General features: G+C 43.2%; 19 protein-coding genes and 1 riboswitch. Of the genes, 7 read left to right on the top strand and 12 right to left on the bottom strand.

Features of this window, described 5'->3' with window-relative positions; all coding sequences use genetic code 11:
* The first annotated feature begins 121 nt into the window (after positions 1-121).
* From BCU57_RS00420 to BCU57_RS00395, 6 genes are all read left to right on the top strand, one after another.
* Positions 122-1,465 carry an ABC1 kinase family protein gene (locus BCU57_RS00420; protein WP_102438647.1) on the top strand — a complete coding sequence of 448 codons (1,344 nt, stop codon included), beginning with the start codon at positions 122-124 and terminating at the stop codon, positions 1,463-1,465.
* 124 nt (positions 1,466-1,589) lie between these two features.
* Positions 1,590-1,973 (top strand): VOC family protein, encoded by a 384-nt coding sequence (locus BCU57_RS00415; protein WP_102438649.1) that lies wholly within the window; start codon positions 1,590-1,592, stop codon positions 1,971-1,973.
* Between the two features lie 338 nt (positions 1,974-2,311).
* Positions 2,312-3,079, top strand: coding sequence for a subclass B1 metallo-beta-lactamase (gene bla, locus BCU57_RS00410; protein WP_102438651.1), 768 nt, complete (start codon positions 2,312-2,314; stop codon positions 3,077-3,079).
* A gap of 25 nt (positions 3,080-3,104) precedes the next feature.
* Entirely contained in the window at positions 3,105-4,868 is a 1,764-nt protein-coding gene (locus tag BCU57_RS00405) for a pseudouridine synthase (RefSeq protein WP_102438654.1), read from the top strand.
* Positions 4,869-5,142: 274 nt separating this feature from the next.
* Positions 5,143-5,562, top strand: a complete 420-nt coding sequence (locus BCU57_RS00400) for a DUF4339 domain-containing protein (RefSeq protein WP_102438656.1) — start codon at positions 5,143-5,145, stop codon at positions 5,560-5,562.
* 73 nt (positions 5,563-5,635) lie between these two features.
* Positions 5,636-6,658, top strand: a complete 1,023-nt coding sequence (locus tag BCU57_RS00395; protein WP_102438658.1) for a DUF4339 domain-containing protein — start codon at positions 5,636-5,638, stop codon at positions 6,656-6,658.
* Positions 6,659-6,910: 252 nt separating this feature from the next.
* Here the strand turns inward: BCU57_RS00395 and ybaK are convergent, their stop codons facing one another.
* The 12 genes from ybaK to BCU57_RS00335 all read right to left on the bottom strand — a co-directional run bounded on the left by ybaK (position 6,911) and on the right by BCU57_RS00335 (position 17,149).
* Positions 6,911-7,381, bottom strand: coding sequence for a Cys-tRNA(Pro) deacylase (ybaK, locus tag BCU57_RS00390; protein ID WP_102438660.1), 471 nt, complete (start codon positions 7,379-7,381; stop codon positions 6,911-6,913).
* Between the two features lie 48 nt (positions 7,382-7,429).
* A complete protein-coding gene (locus BCU57_RS00385; RefSeq protein WP_102438662.1) occupies positions 7,430-7,849 on the bottom strand; it encodes a VOC family protein in 420 nt (139 codons plus the stop codon).
* A 1-nt stretch (position 7,850) separates the two neighbouring features.
* The gene (locus tag BCU57_RS00380; RefSeq protein ID WP_102438664.1) at positions 7,851-8,576 is read right to left on the bottom strand and encodes a Type 1 glutamine amidotransferase-like domain-containing protein; all 726 of its coding nucleotides are present in this window, start codon (positions 8,574-8,576) and stop codon (positions 7,851-7,853) included.
* A gap of 63 nt (positions 8,577-8,639) precedes the next feature.
* Positions 8,640-8,879: a hypothetical protein gene (locus tag BCU57_RS00375; RefSeq protein WP_198589317.1), complete on the bottom strand. Its 240-nt coding sequence runs from the start codon at positions 8,877-8,879 to the stop codon at positions 8,640-8,642.
* 90 nt (positions 8,880-8,969) lie between these two features.
* Positions 8,970-9,617 (bottom strand): cob(I)yrinic acid a,c-diamide adenosyltransferase, encoded by a 648-nt coding sequence (cobO, locus tag BCU57_RS00370; protein ID WP_102438666.1) that lies wholly within the window; start codon positions 9,615-9,617, stop codon positions 8,970-8,972.
* Complete coding sequence (locus BCU57_RS00365; protein WP_102438700.1) at positions 9,614-11,134, bottom strand: cobyric acid synthase; 1,521 nt, start codon at positions 11,132-11,134, stop codon at positions 9,614-9,616. The genes cobO and BCU57_RS00365 overlap by 4 nt, the downstream gene beginning before the upstream one ends.
* A gap of 212 nt (positions 11,135-11,346) precedes the next feature.
* Positions 11,347-11,898 (bottom strand): bifunctional adenosylcobinamide kinase/adenosylcobinamide-phosphate guanylyltransferase, encoded by a 552-nt coding sequence (gene cobU / locus BCU57_RS00360; protein ID WP_102438667.1) that lies wholly within the window; start codon positions 11,896-11,898, stop codon positions 11,347-11,349.
* Between the two features lie 53 nt (positions 11,899-11,951).
* Entirely contained in the window at positions 11,952-12,800 is an 849-nt protein-coding gene (locus BCU57_RS00355; protein WP_102438670.1) for an adenosylcobinamide-GDP ribazoletransferase, read from the bottom strand.
* A 100-nt stretch (positions 12,801-12,900) separates the two neighbouring features.
* Positions 12,901-13,968 (bottom strand): nicotinate-nucleotide--dimethylbenzimidazole phosphoribosyltransferase, encoded by a 1,068-nt coding sequence (gene cobT, locus BCU57_RS00350; protein WP_102438672.1) that lies wholly within the window; start codon positions 13,966-13,968, stop codon positions 12,901-12,903.
* Between the two features lie 24 nt (positions 13,969-13,992).
* Positions 13,993-15,135: an iron ABC transporter permease gene (locus BCU57_RS00345; RefSeq protein ID WP_102438674.1), complete on the bottom strand. Its 1,143-nt coding sequence runs from the start codon at positions 15,133-15,135 to the stop codon at positions 13,993-13,995.
* A complete protein-coding gene (locus tag BCU57_RS00340; protein ID WP_102438676.1) occupies positions 15,132-16,019 on the bottom strand; it encodes an ABC transporter ATP-binding protein in 888 nt (295 codons plus the stop codon). The genes BCU57_RS00345 and BCU57_RS00340 overlap by 4 nt, the downstream gene beginning before the upstream one ends.
* A gap of 117 nt (positions 16,020-16,136) precedes the next feature.
* Positions 16,137-16,309, bottom strand: a riboswitch (cobalamin riboswitch).
* Positions 16,310-16,447: 138 nt separating this feature from the next.
* Positions 16,448-17,149, bottom strand: coding sequence for a histidine phosphatase family protein (locus tag BCU57_RS00335; protein ID WP_102438678.1), 702 nt, complete (start codon positions 17,147-17,149; stop codon positions 16,448-16,450).
* Between the two features lie 297 nt (positions 17,150-17,446).
* On the opposite strand from BCU57_RS00335, the gene metH reads away from it, so the two are divergent.
* Positions 17,447-21,163 (top strand): methionine synthase, encoded by a 3,717-nt coding sequence (gene metH / locus BCU57_RS00330; RefSeq protein ID WP_102438680.1) that lies wholly within the window; start codon positions 17,447-17,449, stop codon positions 21,161-21,163.
* Positions 21,164-21,458: the final 295 nt, after the last annotated feature.

Below are 21,458 nucleotides of genomic sequence, written 5' to 3'. Positions count from 1 at the left end.
TAGCGCAATATTAAAGGGTAATAACATTACCCTTTTTTTATGCTTTAAACTTCTGATCTGAATATAAATTTCCAACGTATTATCTAACTCAGTATAACGCGAGCAAGTACCGGAGTTGCCCATGAATAGAGATGTTACTGACAGAAATAGCGCGAGCAGTGTAGCCAAGATCCCCAGTAGTCGTTTATCTCGTTTAGGTAAAATGGGCTCATTAGCATCAAGGGTTGCTGGCAACGTACTGTTTGAAGGCGCCAAACAGCTCAGTAAAGGTCAATCACCTCAGTTGCAACAGTTGGTACTTACTCCCAAGAATATGACTCAAGTGGCTGAAAAGCTCGCTCAACTTCGTGGCGCGGCCATGAAAGTGGGTCAGATGATCTCTATGGATAGTGGTGATTTACTGCCTCCAGAAATCAGTGACATCTTAGCGAAACTCCGCGATGATGCTAAAGCCATGCCCCATAAACAACTGGTTGCGATCCTCAAACAACAATGGGGACAAGATTGGTTAGCTCCTTTTGCCCAATTTGAATTACGCCCTTTTGCAGCCGCCTCTATTGGTCAGGTACATTTAGCCTATCTAGACAGTGGTGAAAAACTAGCAGTTAAAATTCAATATCCCGGTATTAAAGACAGTATCGACAGCGATATTGATAATGTCGCGAGCCTGCTAAAAATGGCGCAGTTAGTGCCCGACCATGTGCAATTTGATAAGTTACTCACTGAAGCTAAAGCACAATTACACCACGAAGCTGATTATCACTACGAAGCTAATTTACTGCAGCAATACTACACTTGGGTCGCTGATACGCCACACTTTGTGGTACCAAGAGTTTATTCGCAGCTTAGCACCGACAGTATTTTAGTGATGCAGTTTATCGAAGGCGTGCCAATAGAATCTGTGCTCAATATGGCGCAAAGCATTCGCGATAAGGTCGCCACCAGGTTACTCAGTCTTTTTTTAGATGAGCTGTTTACCTTTAAGTTGGTACAAACAGATCCCAACTTTGCCAACTTTATGTACCAAGCAGATCCTGACAAAATTGTGCTGTTAGATTTTGGTGCTACCCGCAGCATTTCTGATGATTTATCCAGCGGCTATAACATGTTAATGCAAGGCGCTATGACCAGTGATAGTGCACTCATGACCCAGGCTGCAGCGCAAATTGGTTTTTTTCAAAAACACATTACCCCAGAGCAGCAACAAGTCATTGTCGATATTTTCCATCAAGCCTGTGAGCCATTACGATGTGAAGGGGAATATGATTTTGCCAATAGTAATCTCGCTAAACGCATTACCGACTCAGCCAAGGCCATGAGCACCAAACAAGATGAATGGCACACACCGCCAACCGATGCGATTTTTATCCATCGCAAGTTAGCCGGTATCTACTTACTTGCCTCTCGCATAAAAGCAAAAATTGATGTCAGGCAGCTGTATTTAAGCCATCAAAACAACATCTAGCATTCGCACTTAACGCTGACGTTTATTGCCAAAAGGCTTGTTTAATAATAAAACAGTCCCATATAAGAAAGTGACGTTTATTAAAAAATTTATAAACGCCTTATAATTCAACAAGGAGAGTGACATGTTCAGCCACATCATGATCGGCAGTAACGATATACAAAAATCAAAAGCATTTTACGATGCCACCTTCGCCGTTTTAGGTTACGAACCTGGGGTCATCGATGATAAAGGTCGTTGTTTTTACTTCACTGAAAGCGGTATTTTTGCCATCACTAAACCCATCGATGGCGAACCTGCAACCCACGGCAACGGCACCACTATCGGTTTTAGTGTTAAAGATGCTGCTCAGGGCGATAAATGGCATGAAGTCGGCGCCGCTCATGGCGGCACACCTTGTGAAGAACCGCCTGGAGTACGTTCAAACCCTGCGATGAATTTGTACCTTGCCTATTTACGCGACCCTGATGGCAATAAAATTTGTGTACTGCATCGACTTCCAAAATAATCGCAGTCGTAAATACAAAATAGTAACGACTGAAGTTATTTCTACCGCACGATAAACACTGAAAAATGACTTAAAGTCCAACAATCACATAGCCTTGATACTCGCTATGTGATTGTTAAATTGTCCAAGGCTGACATCAGCAACTCAAATAGCGTCTCTCACTCAAAATAGCTCATAATGCCGCTCAACAAAGGCCCTCATACTGAAGCCTATCAACCTCAAGCGCTACCTGTGTAAAATTAGCCACAATAGTAAGCGGCTACACTATCTTAATAGACTGCACCATCTTAATAGCAATAGGGTAAACTCTAGCCTGTAACCACTTGGACAGAGACTGCATGATGAAATTGGCCATTGCATTATTCCTCGCTTATATTTTACTGTTAGTGCCCAGCACCCACGCTAGCCAAGAACAGTTTAAAAGCGCCACTAATCAGCTTGAACCAACAAAAGGCCAATTATCAGTCAAGCCGTTAATCGACAATGTATTTCAGTTTACCTCTTACTTCCAAACTCAAGATTACGGCTTTGTATCAGCTAATGGCTTAGTGGTTATCGATGGCTCAGAGGCCTACTTGATTGATACCCCATGGACAGAAAAAGATACCATTCAACTGGTGCGATGGATTAAGCAACAAGGCTTTACGCTACGGGCGAGTATTTCAACTCATTCCCATGATGATCGCGCAGCCGGAATTGGCTACTTAAATACCATAGGGGTTGATACTAACGCCTCTGAATTAACCAATTCATACTTAAAAGCCAATAATAAGCCTTTAGCAAAACAGGCTTTTACAGGCGACAAGTTGCAATTAGCCCACAAGCAGATTGAAGTAAAATATCTCGGTGCAGGCCATACAGAAGATAACCTCGTGGTGTGGCTGCCTGAGTCGAAATTACTATTCGGCGGATGCCTAATAAAAAGTCAAGCTAGCAAAACTATGGGCTATATTGCACAAGCGTCACTTTCTGAGTGGCCAAATACCCTAGATAAAGCCAAAAGCCGTTATAATGATGCAATCATTGTGGTACCAGGTCATGGCAACAATGGCGGATTAGAACTACTCAAGCACACCCAAGAGCTGATTAGTAACCATTTAAAGTAATTTATTGAAAAAGAAGCTGTAGAAGATGCCAACTGATAATAACGCAACCCATTCCACTACAAACCAGCACTGCTTTGTGCCATTTAACACCAATGTAGATGGATATACATTGCCGGAAAAATTTACTTTCCCCTTTTATTATCAGCCACACCCATTAGCGATTATCGCCGCCGAGCAGCTACAAGAGCATTTACAACAGCAAACAGATTGGCTGCATAATTTTGGCATTACCGATAAAGAACATGATCAGTCAGCACCAACTGAAGCATTGCTTAGAAGAGAAGCATCAAAACACCTTCCTGCCATAGGTAAAATGTTTGGGGTATTAGTGGTCAAAAATACTCAGGGACAACTGGGTTTTTTAGCTGCTTTTTCAGGTAAATTAGCTGATAAAAACCTATGGCCACAATTCGTGCCGCCAGTATTTGATATGCTCAGTAAAGATAGTTTTTTCAAACAAGAAAATATCGAAATCAATCAACTCAATGCCCAGCTGGTTGAGTTAGAAAACGATCCATTATTACAGCAGTTGACCACTAAACTAGCGTTAACGCAGCAGCAAGCTGAAAATGCCATCGCGGCGCAGCGATCGCAAATGATCGAAAACAGAAAGTATCGCAAAGCTCAGCGAGCTCAAGCGCAAAGTCTCAATGAAACTGACTTTAAAACCTTATCAATTGAAATGAGCAGACAAAGCGTTAATGATAAATATTGCTTAGCAGAGCTTAAAGAGCATTGGGAGCGGCAAACTAAACTGGTTGCTGAGCCATTAGCTGAATTAGAACAAGCTATTAGTGCTATTAAACAACAAAGAAAGCAGCTATCTAATGGGCTACAGCATAAGTTATTTAGCCACTATCAGTTTTTAAATGCCCTAGGTGAGAGTAGTGATCTTAATAAGATTTTTAATGATGCGCCCAATCATTTACCACCTGCTGGAGCTGGTGAGTGCGCCGCGCCTAAACTGCTACAATATGCCTTTAAACATAATTTCACTCCTATCACTATGGCTGAGTTTTGGTGGGGCATGTCGCCCAAATCTGAAATTAAACAGCATAAAAACTATTACCCTGCATGCCATGGAAAATGCCGCCCAATTTTAGGACATATGCTTAAAGGCCTACAGGTTGATGAAAATCCACTACTTAGCAACCCTGCTGAAGGGGTCGAGCTTCCCATCGTTTACCAAGACGATCATATTGTGATCGTGAATAAACCAGCGGAGTTTTTATCTGTGCCTGGTAAAAATATCACCGACTCAGTATATAGCAGAATGAAGCAAGCTTTTCCCCACGCCACTGGGCCACTCATAGTACATCGCCTAGATATGTCGACCTCAGGATTAATGGTTATTGCGCTGTCTAAAGAAGCCAATAAGCATTTAGTGCAGCAATTTATCAGTCGTACTGTCACCAAGCGTTATATCGCTAAGATCGATGGGGTCCCACAGCTTGATCGCGGCGATATTACACTGCCATTAAGAGTAGATTTAGACGATAGACCAAAGCAACTTGTCTGTTATTCACACGGAAAAAATGCACAAACCCATTGGCACAAAGTACAGGAATTAAACAACTCTTGCTTAATTCACTTATTCCCCAAGACAGGCAGAACTCATCAATTAAGAGTCCATTGCGCCCACGCCAAAGGCTTGAACATGCCAATTTTAGGCGATGATTTATATGGAAAAAATGCACAAAGACTGCATTTACATGCTCAATTGCTGTCGATTATTCACCCTAATACAAATCACAGAATAACCTTTGAAGTTAATGCTGACTTCGAATAATCACAATATAAAACAATAGTTTTAAACAACTGAATGAATTAGTGTCAATTTTCTGTCTATTTGGCACTGATAAAAACTCTTAAAAATCCCCATTTCCAAGTGGAAATGTTAATCAATATCAGTTAGTGTAATAAGTTCGTACGATATGCGATTTAATTGATAACAACCCAATAAGCTAACGTTTTCTACGTTATAAATTTTAGCCTTCCTACAAGCTGTTGATTAAATTAATAAAACTTTGGCTTACTGCACTATTTAAGGAAAAAAGTGGACTATGAAAGAGTGGTATTTCTCAAATAATGGTGAGATCAGCGGACCATTAAGGCTGGCAGAATCAAATAAGTTTATTGCGTCAAATCCAAATGTTTATGCTTGGCATCCTTCTTATGCGCAGTGGGTTCCTGTAAGTGATATAGAAGAGTTCGATGTTATTGGCTCTCCACCACCTGCACCGGCGGAAATCCCGCAACAACTGATAGAGCATTTCACAGCTAAAGAGCGTGAGCTAAATGCTGCGCTAGGCCGAATAGATAATACGATTCAAACTATCAGTAGTTCAATGGCAGATATTGATCGCGACACCAATCGCTTTAAACAAACCACCAAAGATTTAAACGATAAAGTAGAAGCAACGTTAAAAAGCGTTAATGAGCAATATGCTGCATTACAGAAGACTCTTGCTGGTGTTAACTGATTGAGTAAAGAAACCTTATTACTCTGATTTGCATATAACATTTGTTTATAACTAAAACATTAAGAATACGATTATGAAAAAATGGTTTTTTTCCAAAAATGGCAAAATAACTGGGCCATTTACAGAAGTTGAAGCAAAAGAATTTTTACTCAGTGATGGTAACTGTTATGGATGGCACCCATCATTCACTCAATGGAAACCTGCAAGCAGCATTCCCGAATTTGCCGCCTTTGTTCCAGCAGTGACACCACCAGCTGAAATACCTCAAGCATTAATCGCCGAATTTGCAGCTAAAGATAAAGCATTACAAGCAAAAATACTTAGCATGGAAGAAAGCGTTATTTCTACCAAGGCCTACCTGCTTGAGTTTGAGCAAGAAATTACTAATTATAAAAAATTAACGAATAATCTAAATGATGAAGTTAAAAATAATATTAGTCCTTTTGAAAACAAATATAATTCGCTACAAAACTCATTTGACGAATTAGTTAGTGCGTTATCAATTGCTAAAACTGAAGTTAATGAAGCTGTTACTGAATTTAATCAACGAGTCAACAAACGGCTTGCTGAAAGCGGCACCGATACTAAAGCCGTTACCGCAGCTCCTGTAGCTAAAGATGCTGCAGTAAGTTCGGCAGCTTTATCTGTTGATAATGTCTCTGCAATCAGTGATCAAATTCAAAAAGCACTTGCTGAAAGCATGATGTCAGCAGTAGAAGACGTCAACAACTCAGAACTGACAGCGAAGAAATCGTTAGATCCTGTTGCCGTAGCACCTAAAAAAGCTAAAGCAAAAATTGATAAAATAGAATTCTCTGAAGACATCGCTGAAGATACTCAATCTCAAGCTGAAGAAAAAGCGGCAGGTCTATCTGGCGTGAGTAATATCTTCAAATCTGTCTTCAAGGGGGATCCTAAGACACCGCCAAAAAAGTCAGAAACGCCGGATGATGCAGATCAGCTGGTGAAATCAACGAATGCTAACAGCAATGATAAGAAAGCTACTGATAAAAAAGAAGAAGTTGTAGAAACTGAAGATGAAAAAGAAGCCAGAATGAGACGTCGTAGAAGACGTACACATTACATTGCTTCTTAACATTTACAGCTACTGAGGTAATGATACTTAACTGCTGATAGTTGCACCGAATTGAATATCAAAACGGCCTATTTATTAAATAGGCCGTTTTTTATTGAATCGAGTTCGTTGGAATAGTCGTAACAGAGGTGACTCACTGCAGTATTCAGCGACTCAACTTTCCGAGTTGAACATTTGCAATGATTACCACTGTAATCGAATACAAAAATGTCCGCTCACTGCTGCAATCACCTTGTAAATGTCGCTTGGATATTACTCACTGCATATGTTGGCAAAGGTTGCTTGAGTTAGCGTTTGCAAATCTGCTGGCGCCAATGAGATTTCTAAGCCCCTGCGACCCGCGCTCACGTACATGGTATTAAGCTCCTTGGCAGAGCTATTTATCACGGTTTTTAAACGCCGTTTTTGTCCTAATGGGCTCACTCCACCAAATACATAACCGGTGGTTTTTTCCGCTAGCCCTTTATCCGCCATGACCGCTTTTTTACCACCAAGAGCTTTAGCAAGTAATTTAAGGCTCAACATTGATGTTATGGGCACAACCGCAACGGCCAATTCCTTGCTGTCTATTGTAACCACTAAAGTCTTAAACACTTGGCTCGCTGACACGCCAAGTTTTTCTACCGCTTCATCACCATAGGACTGGGCATTACTATCATGCTCATATTCATAGATAGTGTGAGGAGTTTTATGTTTTTTGAGGGTGTTAATCGCTGGGGTCATAATGTCTGTAATAAATCCGTAAATAAGACCACCTAATGCTGTGATCTTTTAGCTGTTAGTATCTGTGATTTGTTGATATTCAAAACTGGTAATTTCAAAAGGATTGCCATCGGGATCTGCAAAGTAAATTGACCAGGTAATTTCATGATCGCTTTCAGTATATTTTATCTTATTCTCAGCAAGTTTTTGTTTCCACATCTGGTAATTATTAGCATCCACCCCAAAAGCGACTGTGGTAAATTTAGGCTTAATACTTTCAAAAAGCGCTAAATGAATATCACCATGCTCGATAGTTAGCGGGCCGTCGCCTTGACTCCAAAAGGCTAACGCTTCGACCAGCCTAAAACCCAGCACTTGTTGATACCAAGCGAATGCCTTTGCCCTATCCCTGACATAAATATGAATATGGTCAACCCGAGTCAGTTTAGGGCCAGTTTGACTGAGTTTTGGCTCATTAGAAACAGACATATTAACTCCGATTAATCCACGTTGGTGCACCAAACTCAGTCAATTGCTTATCGACTAGCACAATTGCATCATCATCTGAACAACACAGCAATTCTTGCTGTTTAGCTAATGGCAGCGACTTAAACAGTGATTGCGTTTGTGCGTCATTAATCTCTGTGGCCGATAGGTGCGGCACAAATAAAAATGGCACTAAGGCTAAAGCGCTGGTATCAATTAATCCCACTTGATTACTATCACCACATAAAGGCGCTGTATCAATTGATGGCGTCATTATCATCGCCCCAGCACTGATCCCAATAATCGCAGTACTAGTTCCTGCACTGTGTTTTACAGGACGATCAATTCTAAGGCGATCAATTTCCGGGCTATCTTGACTTATATCACCCAGTGCCAGTTGATAGAGTAACTTATCTAGCCCACGCTGCTTTAACCAGTATAGGAAACGATAAGTATCGCCACCGGATAAATATATTAGCCCTGCTTGGCGTAAAATACGTTCCGACTCGGTGGTATAGCCATCTTCAAGATCAATATAGTTAACCTTGTCAAAGCCAAGGCCCTTAAACATGGCAGCTACTGGCGCAAAATAGCTTCGCTGAGCATCTGGCTCAGATGCTATATAAACTACGCCAGCTTGCTTTTCAGCAATCGACAATGTCGCCACCATAGCTGCTATCGCTTGCTGGGATGCTATTGATGTTGCATCACTTAATAATGCTAATTTCATTGATCTTGTAACTCCGTTTACTGTTTTGCATTTATGTCACATTTTGCCGAATAGCTAGACTGCTTAGTCGTCTGCTAAAGCATCAAACTGCTGTCTTTTCTCGTCCATAAACTGCTGCATCGCTGCAGGATCTTGCATCAAATGCGCCATTTGCGACATCACTAACATGTGTGGGGCATCTTGCTGCTGAAACATCGCCATAGCGTGCATTTTACTTTGCGCGACCATTTGCTCGAATGTCTCTGCGCGAAATACTTCATCACAAGCGCCACCAAGCTGTTTACAGGTCATTGTTTTCATCATTATCTCTCTTTTTAAATTATTAAAATTCTGTTGTATTAAGCACTTTGGCTTGCATAATGTTACCAAGGGTAAAGCAACAAATAAATTTGATTAATAATCAAACCCTAGCTGCGCTTTAATGCCATCATTAAAAGCGTGTTTTATCGGTTGAACTTCGGACACTGTATCGGCAAGTTCAATGATTTCACGATGGCAGGCACGGCCGGTAATGATAACATGTTGCATGGCTGGGCGATTTTTTAACGCATTCAGTACCCGCTCAACCTCTATGTAGTGATAGCTCACCATATAAGTTAACTCATCTAATAGCACTAAATTAACTGACTCATCTTGTAAGAGTTTTTCAGCTTCAAGCCAGGCTTCCATCGCCGCTTGAGTGTCTTTTTCTTTATCTTGGGTTTCCCAGGTAAAGCCTGTGCCCATGACATGAAACTCAACCCCTGCGCCTTCTAACAGATTGCGCTCGCCACAGGCCCAAGTGCCTTTGATAAATTGCACCACTGCGGCTTTGTGTCCATGGCCGACGGCGCGAGCAACAGAGCCAAAACCTGAAGTCGATTTACCTTTACCGTTACCAGTAAGCACTAGCAAAATGCCTTTTTCATCTTGGGCGGCAGCGATTTTTGCATCAACCCCTTGTTTTACTTTTTGCTGACGCGCCTTATGACGCTGGGCTTTAGTGGCATCGATATTACTAATTTGGCTCTGGTTTTCGTTCTGGTTTTCGTTATCACTCATGAGAGACTTCCTGTTAATTTATCCATATCTAAATGCGCTTCAAGCACATCTGCTAATCGTTCTAATTGTTGTTCACGTATTTGGTTTATATCAATGCTTTTGGCTTGAGCAAGCCCTGCCCACTGCAATATAAGCTCACAGGCATCTGGGCTATCAAATAAACCATGAACATAGGTTGCCAAAATTTGGTTATCATCACTGAGTAGGCCTTCTGCGTACTGCGTATCACTCTGCTGTGATGTGAGACTGATAGGCGCTAGCAAATCTGCAGAAGTTAGCTTTTGAGTCACCCCGCAGTGAATTTCATAACCTTCAATGCTTGCTTTAGCTACATTAAGCGCTAAGTGACCACTTACTTTACATAGGGTTTTATCTGCCGTCAGTGTGGTTTCAATGGGCAGTAAGCTTAAGCCTTTACTGCTACCTGCCACATCTTCAATGGCATCGGGGTCATGAATATATTGGCCTAACATTTGATAACCACCACAAATGCCTATGACTTTACCGCCATAACGTAAGTGCTTATTAACCTCAAGATCCCAGCCTTGTTGACGCATAAATTCTAAATCTGCTCTGACATTTTTACTGCCTGGTAATATGATTAAATCCACTTTGGGGAAATCTGGATTACTGGATTGGGTTTGCAGGCTAAGATAATGAAACTCAATGTAAGGGTTCAAGCGTAAAGGGTCAAAGTCGGTATGATTACTGATCCTTGGAAAAACTAACACCAGCACTTTGAGCTTATGATTGATAATGGCTAAGTCCTTTTCCGAACCTGTGACTTTCCCATGGGAGTCAATCAGCGCATCTTCAGCATCTAAATGTAAATCATGTAAGTAAGGCAAAACCCCAAATACCGGTTTTTGGGTGTAGCTTTCCAGCCAGTCGATGCCAGATTGTAATAGGCTAATATCGCCACGAAAGCGATTAATCACAAAGCCTTTAACTCTTTGTTGCTCAGATCCACTGAGCAGTGCCAAGGTGCCCACAAGGTGGGCAAATACGCCGCCTTTATCAATATCAGCAATAATAATGACAGGGCAATCGACCGCTTCAGCAAAGCCCATATTGGCGATATCCCCTTCGCGCAAATTGATTTCTGCAGGGCTACCTGCCCCTTCAACTACCACCAGCTGATATTGCTGGGTCAAGCGCTCAAAAGACTGTAATACCGCATCCATAGCGAGGGTTTTATAGTTACGGCTTTCCGGGCCAAAAAAAGCTTTTGCCTCTAATGTGGTCAAGGCTTTACCGTGAATAATCACTTGGGAGCCAGTATCACTACTTGGCTTTAATAATACTGGATTAAAATCCGTATGCAGCGCAAGCTTACACGCCACGGCTTGCAATGCTTGGGCGCGGCCAATTTCGCCGCCATCTGCGGTAACTGCGCTATTTAATGCCATATTTTGTGGTTTAAATGGCGCCACCTTAGTACCTTGGCGAGCAAATACCCGACAAAGACCCGCAACTAGGGTGCTTTTACCCGCATCTGATGTGGTGCCTTGCACCATTAAGGTTTTAGCCGCTCCAGCTTGATAGCTATGGCCAGAACTGCCCGTATTGCTTGTGCTAGTTTTAGTTTGGTTTTTAATTTGCATCATGGTTGATTTTTATCTGTCATTTAAGCTGCTATGGCGTGACATTAGAGAAAGTGAATGAGGTATTGGCAGTGTTAACCATGCTTATACAATCGCTGTTGTAAGAATATAGCTTAGCCATAGGTTTAGCGTTTAAGCTCAACGGGTAAGCCTGCAACCACTAAGGTGACCTTGTCAGCGATTTTAGCAATAGCTTGGTTTAACCAACCGGCTTCATCAGCAAAACGACGGCTTAATTCTCCAAGTGGCACAATGCCTGAGCCCACTTCATTGCTGATTAATATCACCTGCGCTTCAAGAGTGGGTAAACATGCCAATAACGCCTGCTTTTGCTGTTGCCATAATTCATCAACACCATCACGGTGGGTCTCTTCACTGGCCACAAGATGATTAGTTAAATACAGCGTGAGGCAATCGACAAACAATACCGTATTCGGGGAGTCATATTTAACTAAGGTATGGGCAATGGCTAGCGGCGTTTCAACCAGCTGCCAATCAATATTTGAGTTATCTCTATCTTGTTGGTGACGTAAAATTCGCTGCTTCATCTCATCATCAAGTGCGGTGGCGGTGGCGATATAGACGCAACGATGCCCTTGCAAAGCGAAAGGCTCAGCAAGGGATTCACCATAACGGCTTTTACCTGAACGGGCACCACCAAGCACCAGATGGATCATGCAGTTTTTCCTTTATTAACATTCATCTAAGCTAAAATTTTTACTTCAAAAATTTAATTTAGCCCTATGACTAAAATTGCGCCATAACACAGTAGTTCAGCAATCTGTTGTGCAGCGCCTAACGTGTCACCGGTATAGCCGCCAATTTGACGATTACCGCCCCATATCAAGGCTTGTCGTAATAACACTAATAGCAATAACAACCCAAAGGCGACTACGCCGTTTAAACAGGCTAGTACCACAAAGCCACTTAAGCATAAAATCAATAAATCATTGATGTGCTGATGCTGCGCCAGAGGTTTTGATTTGCTGCCATCATCTTCAGTAACATATTGGCCTGAAAAGATAATGCTCCCTGCTAACACGCGGCTTAAACCATGGGCAACAACAATGGCGACGACCGCATTAATCGGGCTATAAAGGGCAATTTCGACTAACAATTGCCACTTTAATAATAGGCAAAGCACTAAGGCTAAGGTGCCATAAGTGCCTATTCTTGAATCTTTCATGATGCGCAGCTTGTCAGCAACTTTCCAGCCACCACCAAAACCATCAGCGGTATCAGCAAGGCCATCTTCATGAAAGCCTCCTGTGACTAATACGCCGGTTATCATCGCCAAGATCACCGCAACCCCATTAGGCAACACAAACTGACTCACCCAAAACACCGCTGCGCTTATGCTGCCAACAAATAACCCTATTACGCCAAAATAACGGCTAGCTTGATTAAGCTTTTCACTGTCAAACTCAACCCAAGCTGGCACAGGGATTCGAGTGAAGAAACTTAACGCAATAAGCAATAAATTCAGTTGTTTTTTTAGTGTACTTCCACTTTTAGGCGCTTGATGATCAGTTTCATCAGACTGATTTTTTGCCCCCTCAGATGACGACTGTTGCTCCATGACGTTTCCTTTAATTGCCTATCACAGCTAATTGGCTATCACAGCGTTAATATTTACTGCGTTATTTACTTCTCGATTTACTTCTCGATTCGCAGCGCAATTACACCACTGACTTTACGCCGGCATTTTCAAAACTAGCCATATCATTGTAGAAGTTCACCGCCGCTTCAATGATTGGCAGTGATAGCGCAGCGCCTGTACCTTCACCTAGTCTAAACCCTAATTGCAATAATGGTTTAGCATCCATTGCGGCTAGCATTTTAATATGGCCTTGCTCATCTGATTGGTGAGCAAAAATTAAGTAATCTTTTACATCAGGGTGTAATTTAACTGCGGCTAATGCCGCTGCAGTTGCAATAAAGCCATCAATAACCACCAGCATCTTTTTCTCAGCGGCCGCTAAAATAGCGCCTGTCATTTGCACAATTTCAAAGCCGCCAACACAGGCAAGTACATTAACCGGATCGGTAAATTTACTTCTATGCAGGTTAAGCGCTACACCCAATAACTCGGTTTTAAGAGCAAAGGCTCTATCATCAATCCCCGTACCTCGGCCGACACACTCTTTAATATCTAAGCCTAATAATGCGGCCATAATCGCCGCAGCTGACGAGGTATTGCCAATGCCCATTTCACCAAGCGCAATCAGGTTACAACCTGAATCATAGTGACGTTGCACCACTTCACTTGCATAGCTAAAGCCATCTTTAACCGCTAATAAACTCATGGCCGCTTTTTGATGAATTGCTTGAGTGCCATTGCCTAAACGATGCTGAGTAATACGAGGGTCATCAACTGGCTGCAACATGCCGCAATCAATCACTTCAAGGTTTAAACCCATTTGACGGCAAAAGACATTAATCGCAGCGCCGCCATTGGCAAAGTTAGCCACCATTTGTTGAGTAACTTCACTGGGGGCAATCGATACCCCATGAGCAGCAATACCATGATCGCCAGCAAACACCAACATAGCAGGCTTATTAATACTCAACTTATGCCTAATATTGTACTTTGGTTTCATATTAGCTTGTGGCGTTAGTTGCACTTGCGCAATCTGCATTGCTAGCGTTTCGAGTAACCCTAGCGCCCCTAGCGGCTTAGTTTTCTGATTAATTTTATGCTGTATTTGATCATCAAATTTATGACTAACTGGATCTACCGCAAACATCCCTTACTCTCCAAAACTGCAATCTCATCGACGATGACGTAATACAAAAAGAAAAAATACACTACCAATTGCGGCAGTGATAATACCTACCGGCAACTCTTGGTTGCCTAATAAACAACGGGCTAATACATCAATCCATACCATAAATATGCCGCCGACTAATGTCGTCATCATAATAGGTTGTTGCCCAGGATAGAGCAGCCGCACGGTATGAGGGATCATCAAGCCAACAAAGCCAATGCCGCCGCAACTTGCCACCAGCGTGGCGGTGATTAATGAACACAAAATAAGCATAGCTAAGCGAATTTTGGCGACGTTAACCCCTAAGGAGTGCGCCGTTTCATCCCCCGCTTGAATGGCTAATACCTGACGCTTAAAAGCTAAAATAATTAATATGCTGCAAACTACCACCACAGATGGGATAACCAGGCCTGCCCAGCTAGCTTTAGCAAAGCTGCCCAAACTCCAAAATAATACTGAAGCCGCCGCTTGAGGGCTTGAAAAATACAGTACCAAACTGGTTAGCGCGCCGAACATGAAAGAGGTGGCCACCCCAGACAATAGCATCCGCTCAACTTGGCTAGCACGACCAAAACCAGATAAACCTAATACCAACAGCACAGATAAACTCGAACCAATAAAAGCGCCAATTGGTAAACTAATGGATGACCAAGACCACCAGGCATCATTACTGAATAAGCCTGAACGTAAAATGGCATTGGCAAGATGACCAGAAGACTCTGCTAACCATTGCAGCACTAAGCCTTGGCTGCCAAAAAAGCTCAGCACTAATACCGCCCCAAATGACGCCCCAGAGCTAATACCAAATAAATAGGGATCCGCCAACGGGTTACGTGTCACCGTTTGCAATACACTGCCCGCAAGCGCCAAACCTGCGCCTGCCACAAAGGCTAAAATAATTCTTGGAAAACGCAGCTCAAACACAATCCGCTGCGTTAGTGAATCTGTTTCACCTGTACCTAATGCCAGATTAGCAAACAAGCTAACGACTTGTTCAAAACTGATATTAGCAGCGCCGAAACTTGCCGCGGCGATTGGAGTAACTAAGGTCACTATGGCAGTAACAAACAGCAGTAGCTTATGCTTAAAACTTAAACTCATCTGCTTTGCTAGCTTCACTGATTGTGTGGCATCAATGGCTGTCATTTATCGCCCTGCCCGTGGTTTGATTGGCCATGTTTTTGTTCAGAGCTTGGATATGCGTTTTGCTGCGAGCTTTGACAAGTGTTTTGATTAGCATTGTCATAATGACTTTGATAACCATAAAAGTAGGTAATTAACGGTTTACCGTGCTGTGGGTGACTTGATATTTGGCAGCAAACATCAAACACGTTCCCCAAAATGGTTTCTGTTAATACTTCATCAGGTAAACCTTGAGCGATGCACTTTCCTTGATCAAGTAACAGCAATCTATCGCACATTGCGCTGGCTAAATTAAGATCGTGAATAGAGGCAATCACGCTAATGCCAAGTTGCCTAACCAACTCAAGAATTTGGATTTGATAGCGAATATCTAAATGATTAGTCGGCTCATCAAGGATCAATAACTGCGGCTTTTGCACGATAGCCCGTGCAATTAATGCCCGCTGTTTTTCACCGCCAGATAACTGCTCATATTGCTGCAAGGCTTTGTGCTCAAGACCCACTTTAGCCAGCGCCTTGGCAATATCATCTGCATCTGCTTGGGTATTGGTTTCAAAAAGGCCTTTATGGGGCGTTAAGCCCATAGAAACCAGTTGATGGGTGGTCATATCAAAATAATGGGGTGACTCTTGCTGCACAACGGCAACCTTAGTGGCCAATTGTTTATGAGAAAAACCATTAATATTGTCGCCAAATAAGCTGATTTTGCCAGCATCAGGGGTGATATAGCGATACAAGCAGCGCAGTAAGCTGGATTTACCCGCACCATTAGGGCCAATAAGCCCTAGCATTTCACCACGTTGCAAGGCAAAACTGACTTGAGAAAGGATCTCATTGTCTGCAACTGACCAGCTTAGCTGATCAACTGTTAATGCCGCAGTAGTCAAGATACTACCCCTGCGGTTATCCAAGAGGCATGTTTAGCCACATCTGGGGTTTTAATACTGATCACGATACAAACTCCGCCTGAGTTACCCGCTCAAGTTGTTGTTAGGTGCTGCTAATTCAGCAAGAAAAACTAAGCTAGGTATCTGACTTAATGGCATTCATTAATCACTTATCTTACAAGTGATGAGATGCTATTTTACAGTTGCGGGTACAGTTCGAGCTAAACAGCATTTAGGCTAGTTCTCGATTCCCTACTCATTTAGCGAACCGCTTGATACTGGTGTTGCTTAAAGCATTTCACACAAGCACTCAACTGCAGCTAAATTGACTTAATTTGAAATTTTATTGCACTTAATAAATGCGGCTTATATTGTACGGTATATCTGCCTAAGTGAAGTTAGTTTTTTCTGCTAATTTTAGGCTAAAACTAATTATTCCAGTTTAAACGATAGACGGCTTTAGTCGATTTATCATCAGCTTCAGGCCAAAACACATCAATGGTTACCGTCGCGGCATAATCTATATTCAGTTGTCCATATAGCCCTTTACAGCGCTCAAGCCCTAACACCAAAGCGATAATATGACGGATAACTCCACCGTGAGTCACTACCAGAGCAGTGGCTGATGCTGTTGCCTTAGCACTATTAGCCTCAGCAGTATGAGCTTCAGCCAAGTTGTAAGCTTGCAAGGTTATTTGCGCAAAAGCCTGCGCCACCCTTTGTTCAAATTCAGCCATGGGCTCAGCTTGGGGCGCGCCATGCTCCCAAGGGTTATCCCAATAGGCATCTAACGCTTTAGCGCTATGCTGATAAAGCTCTGCAAAGCTTTTTCCGTCCCACAAGCCAAAATCAATTTCCTGTAATTGAGACATTATCTCAACCTGTAAAGCTAAATCAGCACTCACTTGGTTTAACTGCTGCGCTAATTCAGCGGCAAACGCATGGCAGCGCACCAAAGGCGAACTGTATAGCTGCAGTGATGGCAAACAACCTAATAGCCCTAGCTTAGCCGCACTCTGGTGCATGTTCGTTAGCCCCAAATCAGTTAGCGCCACATCGGTTTTACCCCGCAAAATACTGTCGCCCTCACATTGGCCATGGCGTAACAATATTATCTTAGCTTGCTTCATCTAAGGAGACTCCATCGGCCGTTTCAATTGGCTTATGTTTTTAGTGTGAGCAATGGGCTTGCTCTTACAATCTATTTAAACGTATTATGGACGTCTATACGTTTAAATGTCCAAACAAAATATTTTAAGATGAATTTTATTACAGGGGATTTCGCATTATTCTGCCCTATAAAAGCATAAATAAAGGTATGCTTATTTCATCTAAAACCGTTAACACAATCCACTAACTACTTAAGTTAGCGTGTTATTTAACGCTCGATTAAGTGATTAGCATAAAAGCAATTAAGGTAATACGTTATGGCGAAGTCGACTTCCTACAGTCAGGTACTTGAACAACTTACAAATACGCTAAAACAGCGCATAGTTATCCTCGATGGTGCCATGGGCACAATGATTCAAGACTACAAACTGGAAGAAGCCGACTATCGTGGTGAGCGTTTTAAAGACTGGCACTGTGACGTAAAAGGCAACAACGACATGTTGGTGCTAAGCCAACGCCAAATCATTAAAGATATCCACACTGAATACCTGTTAGCGGGTGCTGACATTATTGAAACCAATACCTTTAATGCCACCACGATTGCTATGGCCGATTACGACATGCAGTCGTTGTCAGCAGAAATTAACCTTGAAGGCGCCAAAGTTGCCCGTGAAGCCGCTGATGACGTTACTGCGCAAACGGGTATTAAACGCTATGTTGCAGGGGTGCTTGGGCCAACCAACCGCACTTGCTCTATCAGCCCAGATGTAAACGACCCCAGTTTTCGTAATATCACTTTTGATCAATTAGTCGAAGCCTATGTTGAATCAACCCGTGCATTAATTGATGGCGGCGCAGATATCATCATGGTCGAAACCATCTTTGATACCCTCAACGCCAAAGCCGCATTATTTGCCATCGAATTAGTGTTTGATCAAATTGGTGATCGGCTACCTGTAATGATTTCAGGCACCATTACTGATGCTTCAGGTCGTACCCTAACAGGGCAAACCACCGAAGGCTTTTACAACTCACTGCGCCATATCAAACCATTATCCATTGGCCTTAACTGCGCCCTTGGCCCAAAAGAGTTGCGTCCCTACGTTGAAGAGTTATCACGGATTGCAGAATGTTATGTTTCTGCCCACCCTAACGCTGGCTTACCTAATGAGTTTGGTGGTTACGATGAAACCCCAGAAGAAATGGCCGAAGTGATCAGTGATTGGGCACGGGAAGGCATGCTCAATATTGTGGGTGGCTGTTGTGGTAGTACACCCGCGCACATTAGCGTTATTCGCGATGCCGTTATCAGCCATGAGCCACGTGTCATACCTGATATTCCCGTTGCCTGTCGCTTATCAGGGCTTGAGCCATTAACCATTGATGGCAACTCATTATTTGTTAACGTCGGCGAGCGCGCCAACGTCACAGGTTCAGCCAAGTTCCTGCGCTTAATCAAAGAAGAAAAGTTTGAAGAAGCCCTAGATGTCGTGCGCGAGCAAGTTGAAAACGGCGCACAAATCATCGATGTCAACATGGATGAAGGTATGCTTGATGGCGCAGAGTCGATGAAAAAGTTCTTGAACTTAATCGCCTCAGAGCCTGATATTTCTCGGGTGCCTATCATGATCGACTCATCAAAATGGGACGTGATTGAAGCTGGCCTTAAATGCGTTCAAGGCAAGTCGATTGTTAACTCCATTTCGATGAAAGAAGGTGAACAAGCCTTTATTCAGCAAGCCACCTTAGTGAAACGCTATGGCGCAGCCGCTATTGTGATGGCATTTGATGAAGATGGCCAAGCCGATACCCGCGCCCGTAAAACCGAAATCTGTACCCGCGCCTATCGCATACTGGTTGATGTGGTTGGCTTTGCCCCAGAAGACATCATTTTCGACCCGAATATATTTGCCATTGCCACCGGCATTGACGAGCACGATAACTACGCCGTCGATTTTATTGAGTCCATTAAAGACATTAAAGCCACTCTACCCCATGCAATGATTTCTGGCGGTGTGTCAAACGTCTCGTTCTCGTTTCGTGGTAACAACCCAGTCCGCGAAGCCATTCATGCGGTGTTTTTATACCACGCGATTCAAGCGGGCATGGACATGGGTATCGTTAACGCAGGTCAGTTAGCCATATTTGATGACATCGACAAAGACTTAAAAGAAAAAGTCGAAAATGTGGTACTGAATTTACCTTGCCCCGTTGCCGACTCAAGCAATACTGAGCAACTACTAGATGTTGCTGAGCGTTTTCGTGGTGACGGCAAACAAGTGGCTAAAAAGGAAGACTTAGCTTGGCGTAGTCTGCCCGTTAATGAGCGCTTATCCCACGCCTTAGTGAAAGGCATTACTGAGTTTATCGACCAAGACACCGAAGAAGCGCGCGCCGCTGCCACCCGCCCACTTGATGTGATTGAAGGGCCATTAATGGATGGGATGAATGTGGTCGGTGACTTATTTGGCTCAGGCAAAATGTTTCTGCCGCAAGTCGTTAAATCGGCTAGGGTAATGAAAAAAGCCGTGGCTTATTTAAACCCATACATTGAAGCGGAAAAAGTTGAAGGTCAATCAAACGGTAAAATTTTAATGGTTACCGTAAAAGGTGACGTGCACGATATCGGTAAAAACATTGTCGGCGTGGTGCTAGCCTGTAACGGCTTTGAAGTGTTCGACCTAGGCGTCATGGTGTCAGTTGAAAAAATCCTCGAAGCCGTAAAAGAGCACAATATTGATATTATTGGTATGTCAGGGCTTATTACCCCAAGCCTTGATGAAATGGTACATAACGTCAAAACCTTCCACCGAGAAGGGTTAACCATTCCGGCGATTATTGGTGGTGCAACCTGCTCGAAAATTCATACCGCAGTAAAAATTGCCCCACATTATCCACATGGTGCAATTTACATTGCCGATGCCTCGCGCGCAGTGCCTATGGTGTCAAAACTGGTAAATAACGACACTCGCCAGCCCACCATTGATGCAACCTATGCTGAATACGACATCATGCGTGAAAAGCGGTTATCACAAACCAAACGCAAAACCATAGTGTCAATTGACGCTGCCCGTGAAAACCGCTGTAAACACGATTGGGATAACTACACCCCATTTAAACCGAACAAATTGGGCCGCCAAGTATTTGATGATTACCCACTAGAAGATCTAGTGGATCGCATCGATTGGACGCCGTTTTTCAGAAGCTGGGAGCTGCATGGTCACTTCCCTGAAATTTTAGATGATAAAATTGTCGGTGAAGAAGCCCGTAAGCTCTATGCCGATGGTAAAGCCATGCTTGCAACCATCATCAGTGAAAAATGGCTTACTGCCAAAGCGGTCATTGGCTTATTCCCTGCCAATACCGTCAACCATGACGACATTGAGCTATACACAGATGAAACACGCACCACGGTTGAAATGACCACCCATCACTTGCGGATGCAGCTTGAACGTGTGGGCAATGACAACTTCTGCCTAGCTGATTTTGTAGCGCCAAAAGACTCAGGCGTCGCCGACTACATGGGCGGCTTTGCTGTTACCGCAGGCCACGGCATTGATGAACATGTGGCACGTTTTGAAGCCAACCATGATGACTACAACGCCATTATGCTTAAGTGCCTAGCCGACCGTTTAGCTGAAGCCTTTGCAGAGCGTATGCATGAACGAGTACGAAAAGAGTTTTGGGGTTACGCTGCAGATGAAGTATTGGATAACGAAGCCCTTATTCGTGAAAAGTACAAAGGTATTCGCCCAGCACCTGGTTACCCAGCATGTCCTGATCATACTGAAAAAGGCTTGTTGTGGGATTTACTTAAGCCCGATGAAACTATCGACCTTAATATCACTGAAAGTTATGCCATGTTCCCAACCGCTGCGGTATCAGGCTGGTACTTTGCTCACCCTAAATCACGTTACTTTGGCGTGACCAATATTGGCCGCGATCAAGTTGAGGATTATGCCAAGCGTAAAGGCATGAGTTTGGCAGAAGCGGAGAAGTGGTTGGCACCAGTGTTGGACTATGATCCTGAGTAAGAGTGACCCTGAATAGAGAGTGATGTTGAGTAATCACTGGTTACTCTTTTAGGTTTCCAAACTACGTTTGGATGAAGATCGCAGGGTTCCACCCTGCACTGGCCAAGATGGGGATCAACAGCAATCCCCCTCTTGGATCACCCCTGCCGCCCCAACCAAGTTATTCTTTCAAAGCGAATAAGCTTCATACTCCAATCCTCATGTTTAAAATAAGACCTAACGGCTCAGATGGGTATCTGAAGTAAATGGATTTACTCATGTCGCAGTAGAATGGATGCTAAAGCGCGACCATGTC

The sequence above is a fragment of the Shewanella sp. 10N.286.48.B5 genome (assembly GCF_002874355.2).
Taxonomy (GTDB): domain Bacteria; phylum Pseudomonadota; class Gammaproteobacteria; order Enterobacterales; family Shewanellaceae; genus Shewanella.
This window is presented reverse-complemented; position numbering and strand designations above follow the sequence as displayed.

What these genes read in the sequence shown, in the direction of transcription:
- BCU57_RS00355 (WP_102438670.1), bottom strand. Translation starts at nt 12,800, where the DNA reads ATGGAGCAACAGTCGTCATCTGAGGGGGCAAAAAATCAGTCTGATGAA.
- BCU57_RS00415 (WP_102438649.1), top strand. Translation starts at nt 1,590, where the DNA reads ATGTTCAGCCACATCATGATCGGCAGTAACGATATACAAAAATCAAAA.
- BCU57_RS00380 (WP_102438664.1), bottom strand. Translation starts at nt 8,576, where the DNA reads ATGAAATTAGCATTATTAAGTGATGCAACATCAATAGCATCCCAGCAA.
- BCU57_RS00365 (WP_102438700.1), bottom strand. Translation starts at nt 11,134, where the DNA reads ATGGTGCAAGGCACCACATCAGATGCGGGTAAAAGCACCCTAGTTGCG.
- metH (WP_102438680.1), top strand. Translation starts at nt 17,447, where the DNA reads ATGGCGAAGTCGACTTCCTACAGTCAGGTACTTGAACAACTTACAAAT.
- bla (WP_102438651.1), top strand. Translation starts at nt 2,312, where the DNA reads ATGATGAAATTGGCCATTGCATTATTCCTCGCTTATATTTTACTGTTA.
- BCU57_RS00405 (WP_102438654.1), top strand. Translation starts at nt 3,105, where the DNA reads ATGCCAACTGATAATAACGCAACCCATTCCACTACAAACCAGCACTGC.
- BCU57_RS00385 (WP_102438662.1), bottom strand. Translation starts at nt 7,849, where the DNA reads ATGTCTGTTTCTAATGAGCCAAAACTCAGTCAAACTGGCCCTAAACTG.
- BCU57_RS00420 (WP_102438647.1), top strand. Translation starts at nt 122, where the DNA reads ATGAATAGAGATGTTACTGACAGAAATAGCGCGAGCAGTGTAGCCAAG.
- BCU57_RS00375 (WP_198589317.1), bottom strand. Translation starts at nt 8,879, where the DNA reads ATGATGAAAACAATGACCTGTAAACAGCTTGGTGGCGCTTGTGATGAA.
- BCU57_RS00335 (WP_102438678.1), bottom strand. Translation starts at nt 17,149, where the DNA reads ATGAAGCAAGCTAAGATAATATTGTTACGCCATGGCCAATGTGAGGGC.
- ybaK (WP_102438660.1), bottom strand. Translation starts at nt 7,381, where the DNA reads ATGACCCCAGCGATTAACACCCTCAAAAAACATAAAACTCCTCACACT.
- BCU57_RS00345 (WP_102438674.1), bottom strand. Translation starts at nt 15,135, where the DNA reads ATGACAGCCATTGATGCCACACAATCAGTGAAGCTAGCAAAGCAGATG.
- BCU57_RS00400 (WP_102438656.1), top strand. Translation starts at nt 5,143, where the DNA reads ATGAAAGAGTGGTATTTCTCAAATAATGGTGAGATCAGCGGACCATTA.
- BCU57_RS00395 (WP_102438658.1), top strand. Translation starts at nt 5,636, where the DNA reads ATGAAAAAATGGTTTTTTTCCAAAAATGGCAAAATAACTGGGCCATTT.
- cobO (WP_102438666.1), bottom strand. Translation starts at nt 9,617, where the DNA reads ATGAGTGATAACGAAAACCAGAACGAAAACCAGAGCCAAATTAGTAAT.
- cobT (WP_102438672.1), bottom strand. Translation starts at nt 13,968, where the DNA reads ATGTTTGCGGTAGATCCAGTTAGTCATAAATTTGATGATCAAATACAG.
- cobU (WP_102438667.1), bottom strand. Translation starts at nt 11,898, where the DNA reads ATGATCCATCTGGTGCTTGGTGGTGCCCGTTCAGGTAAAAGCCGTTAT.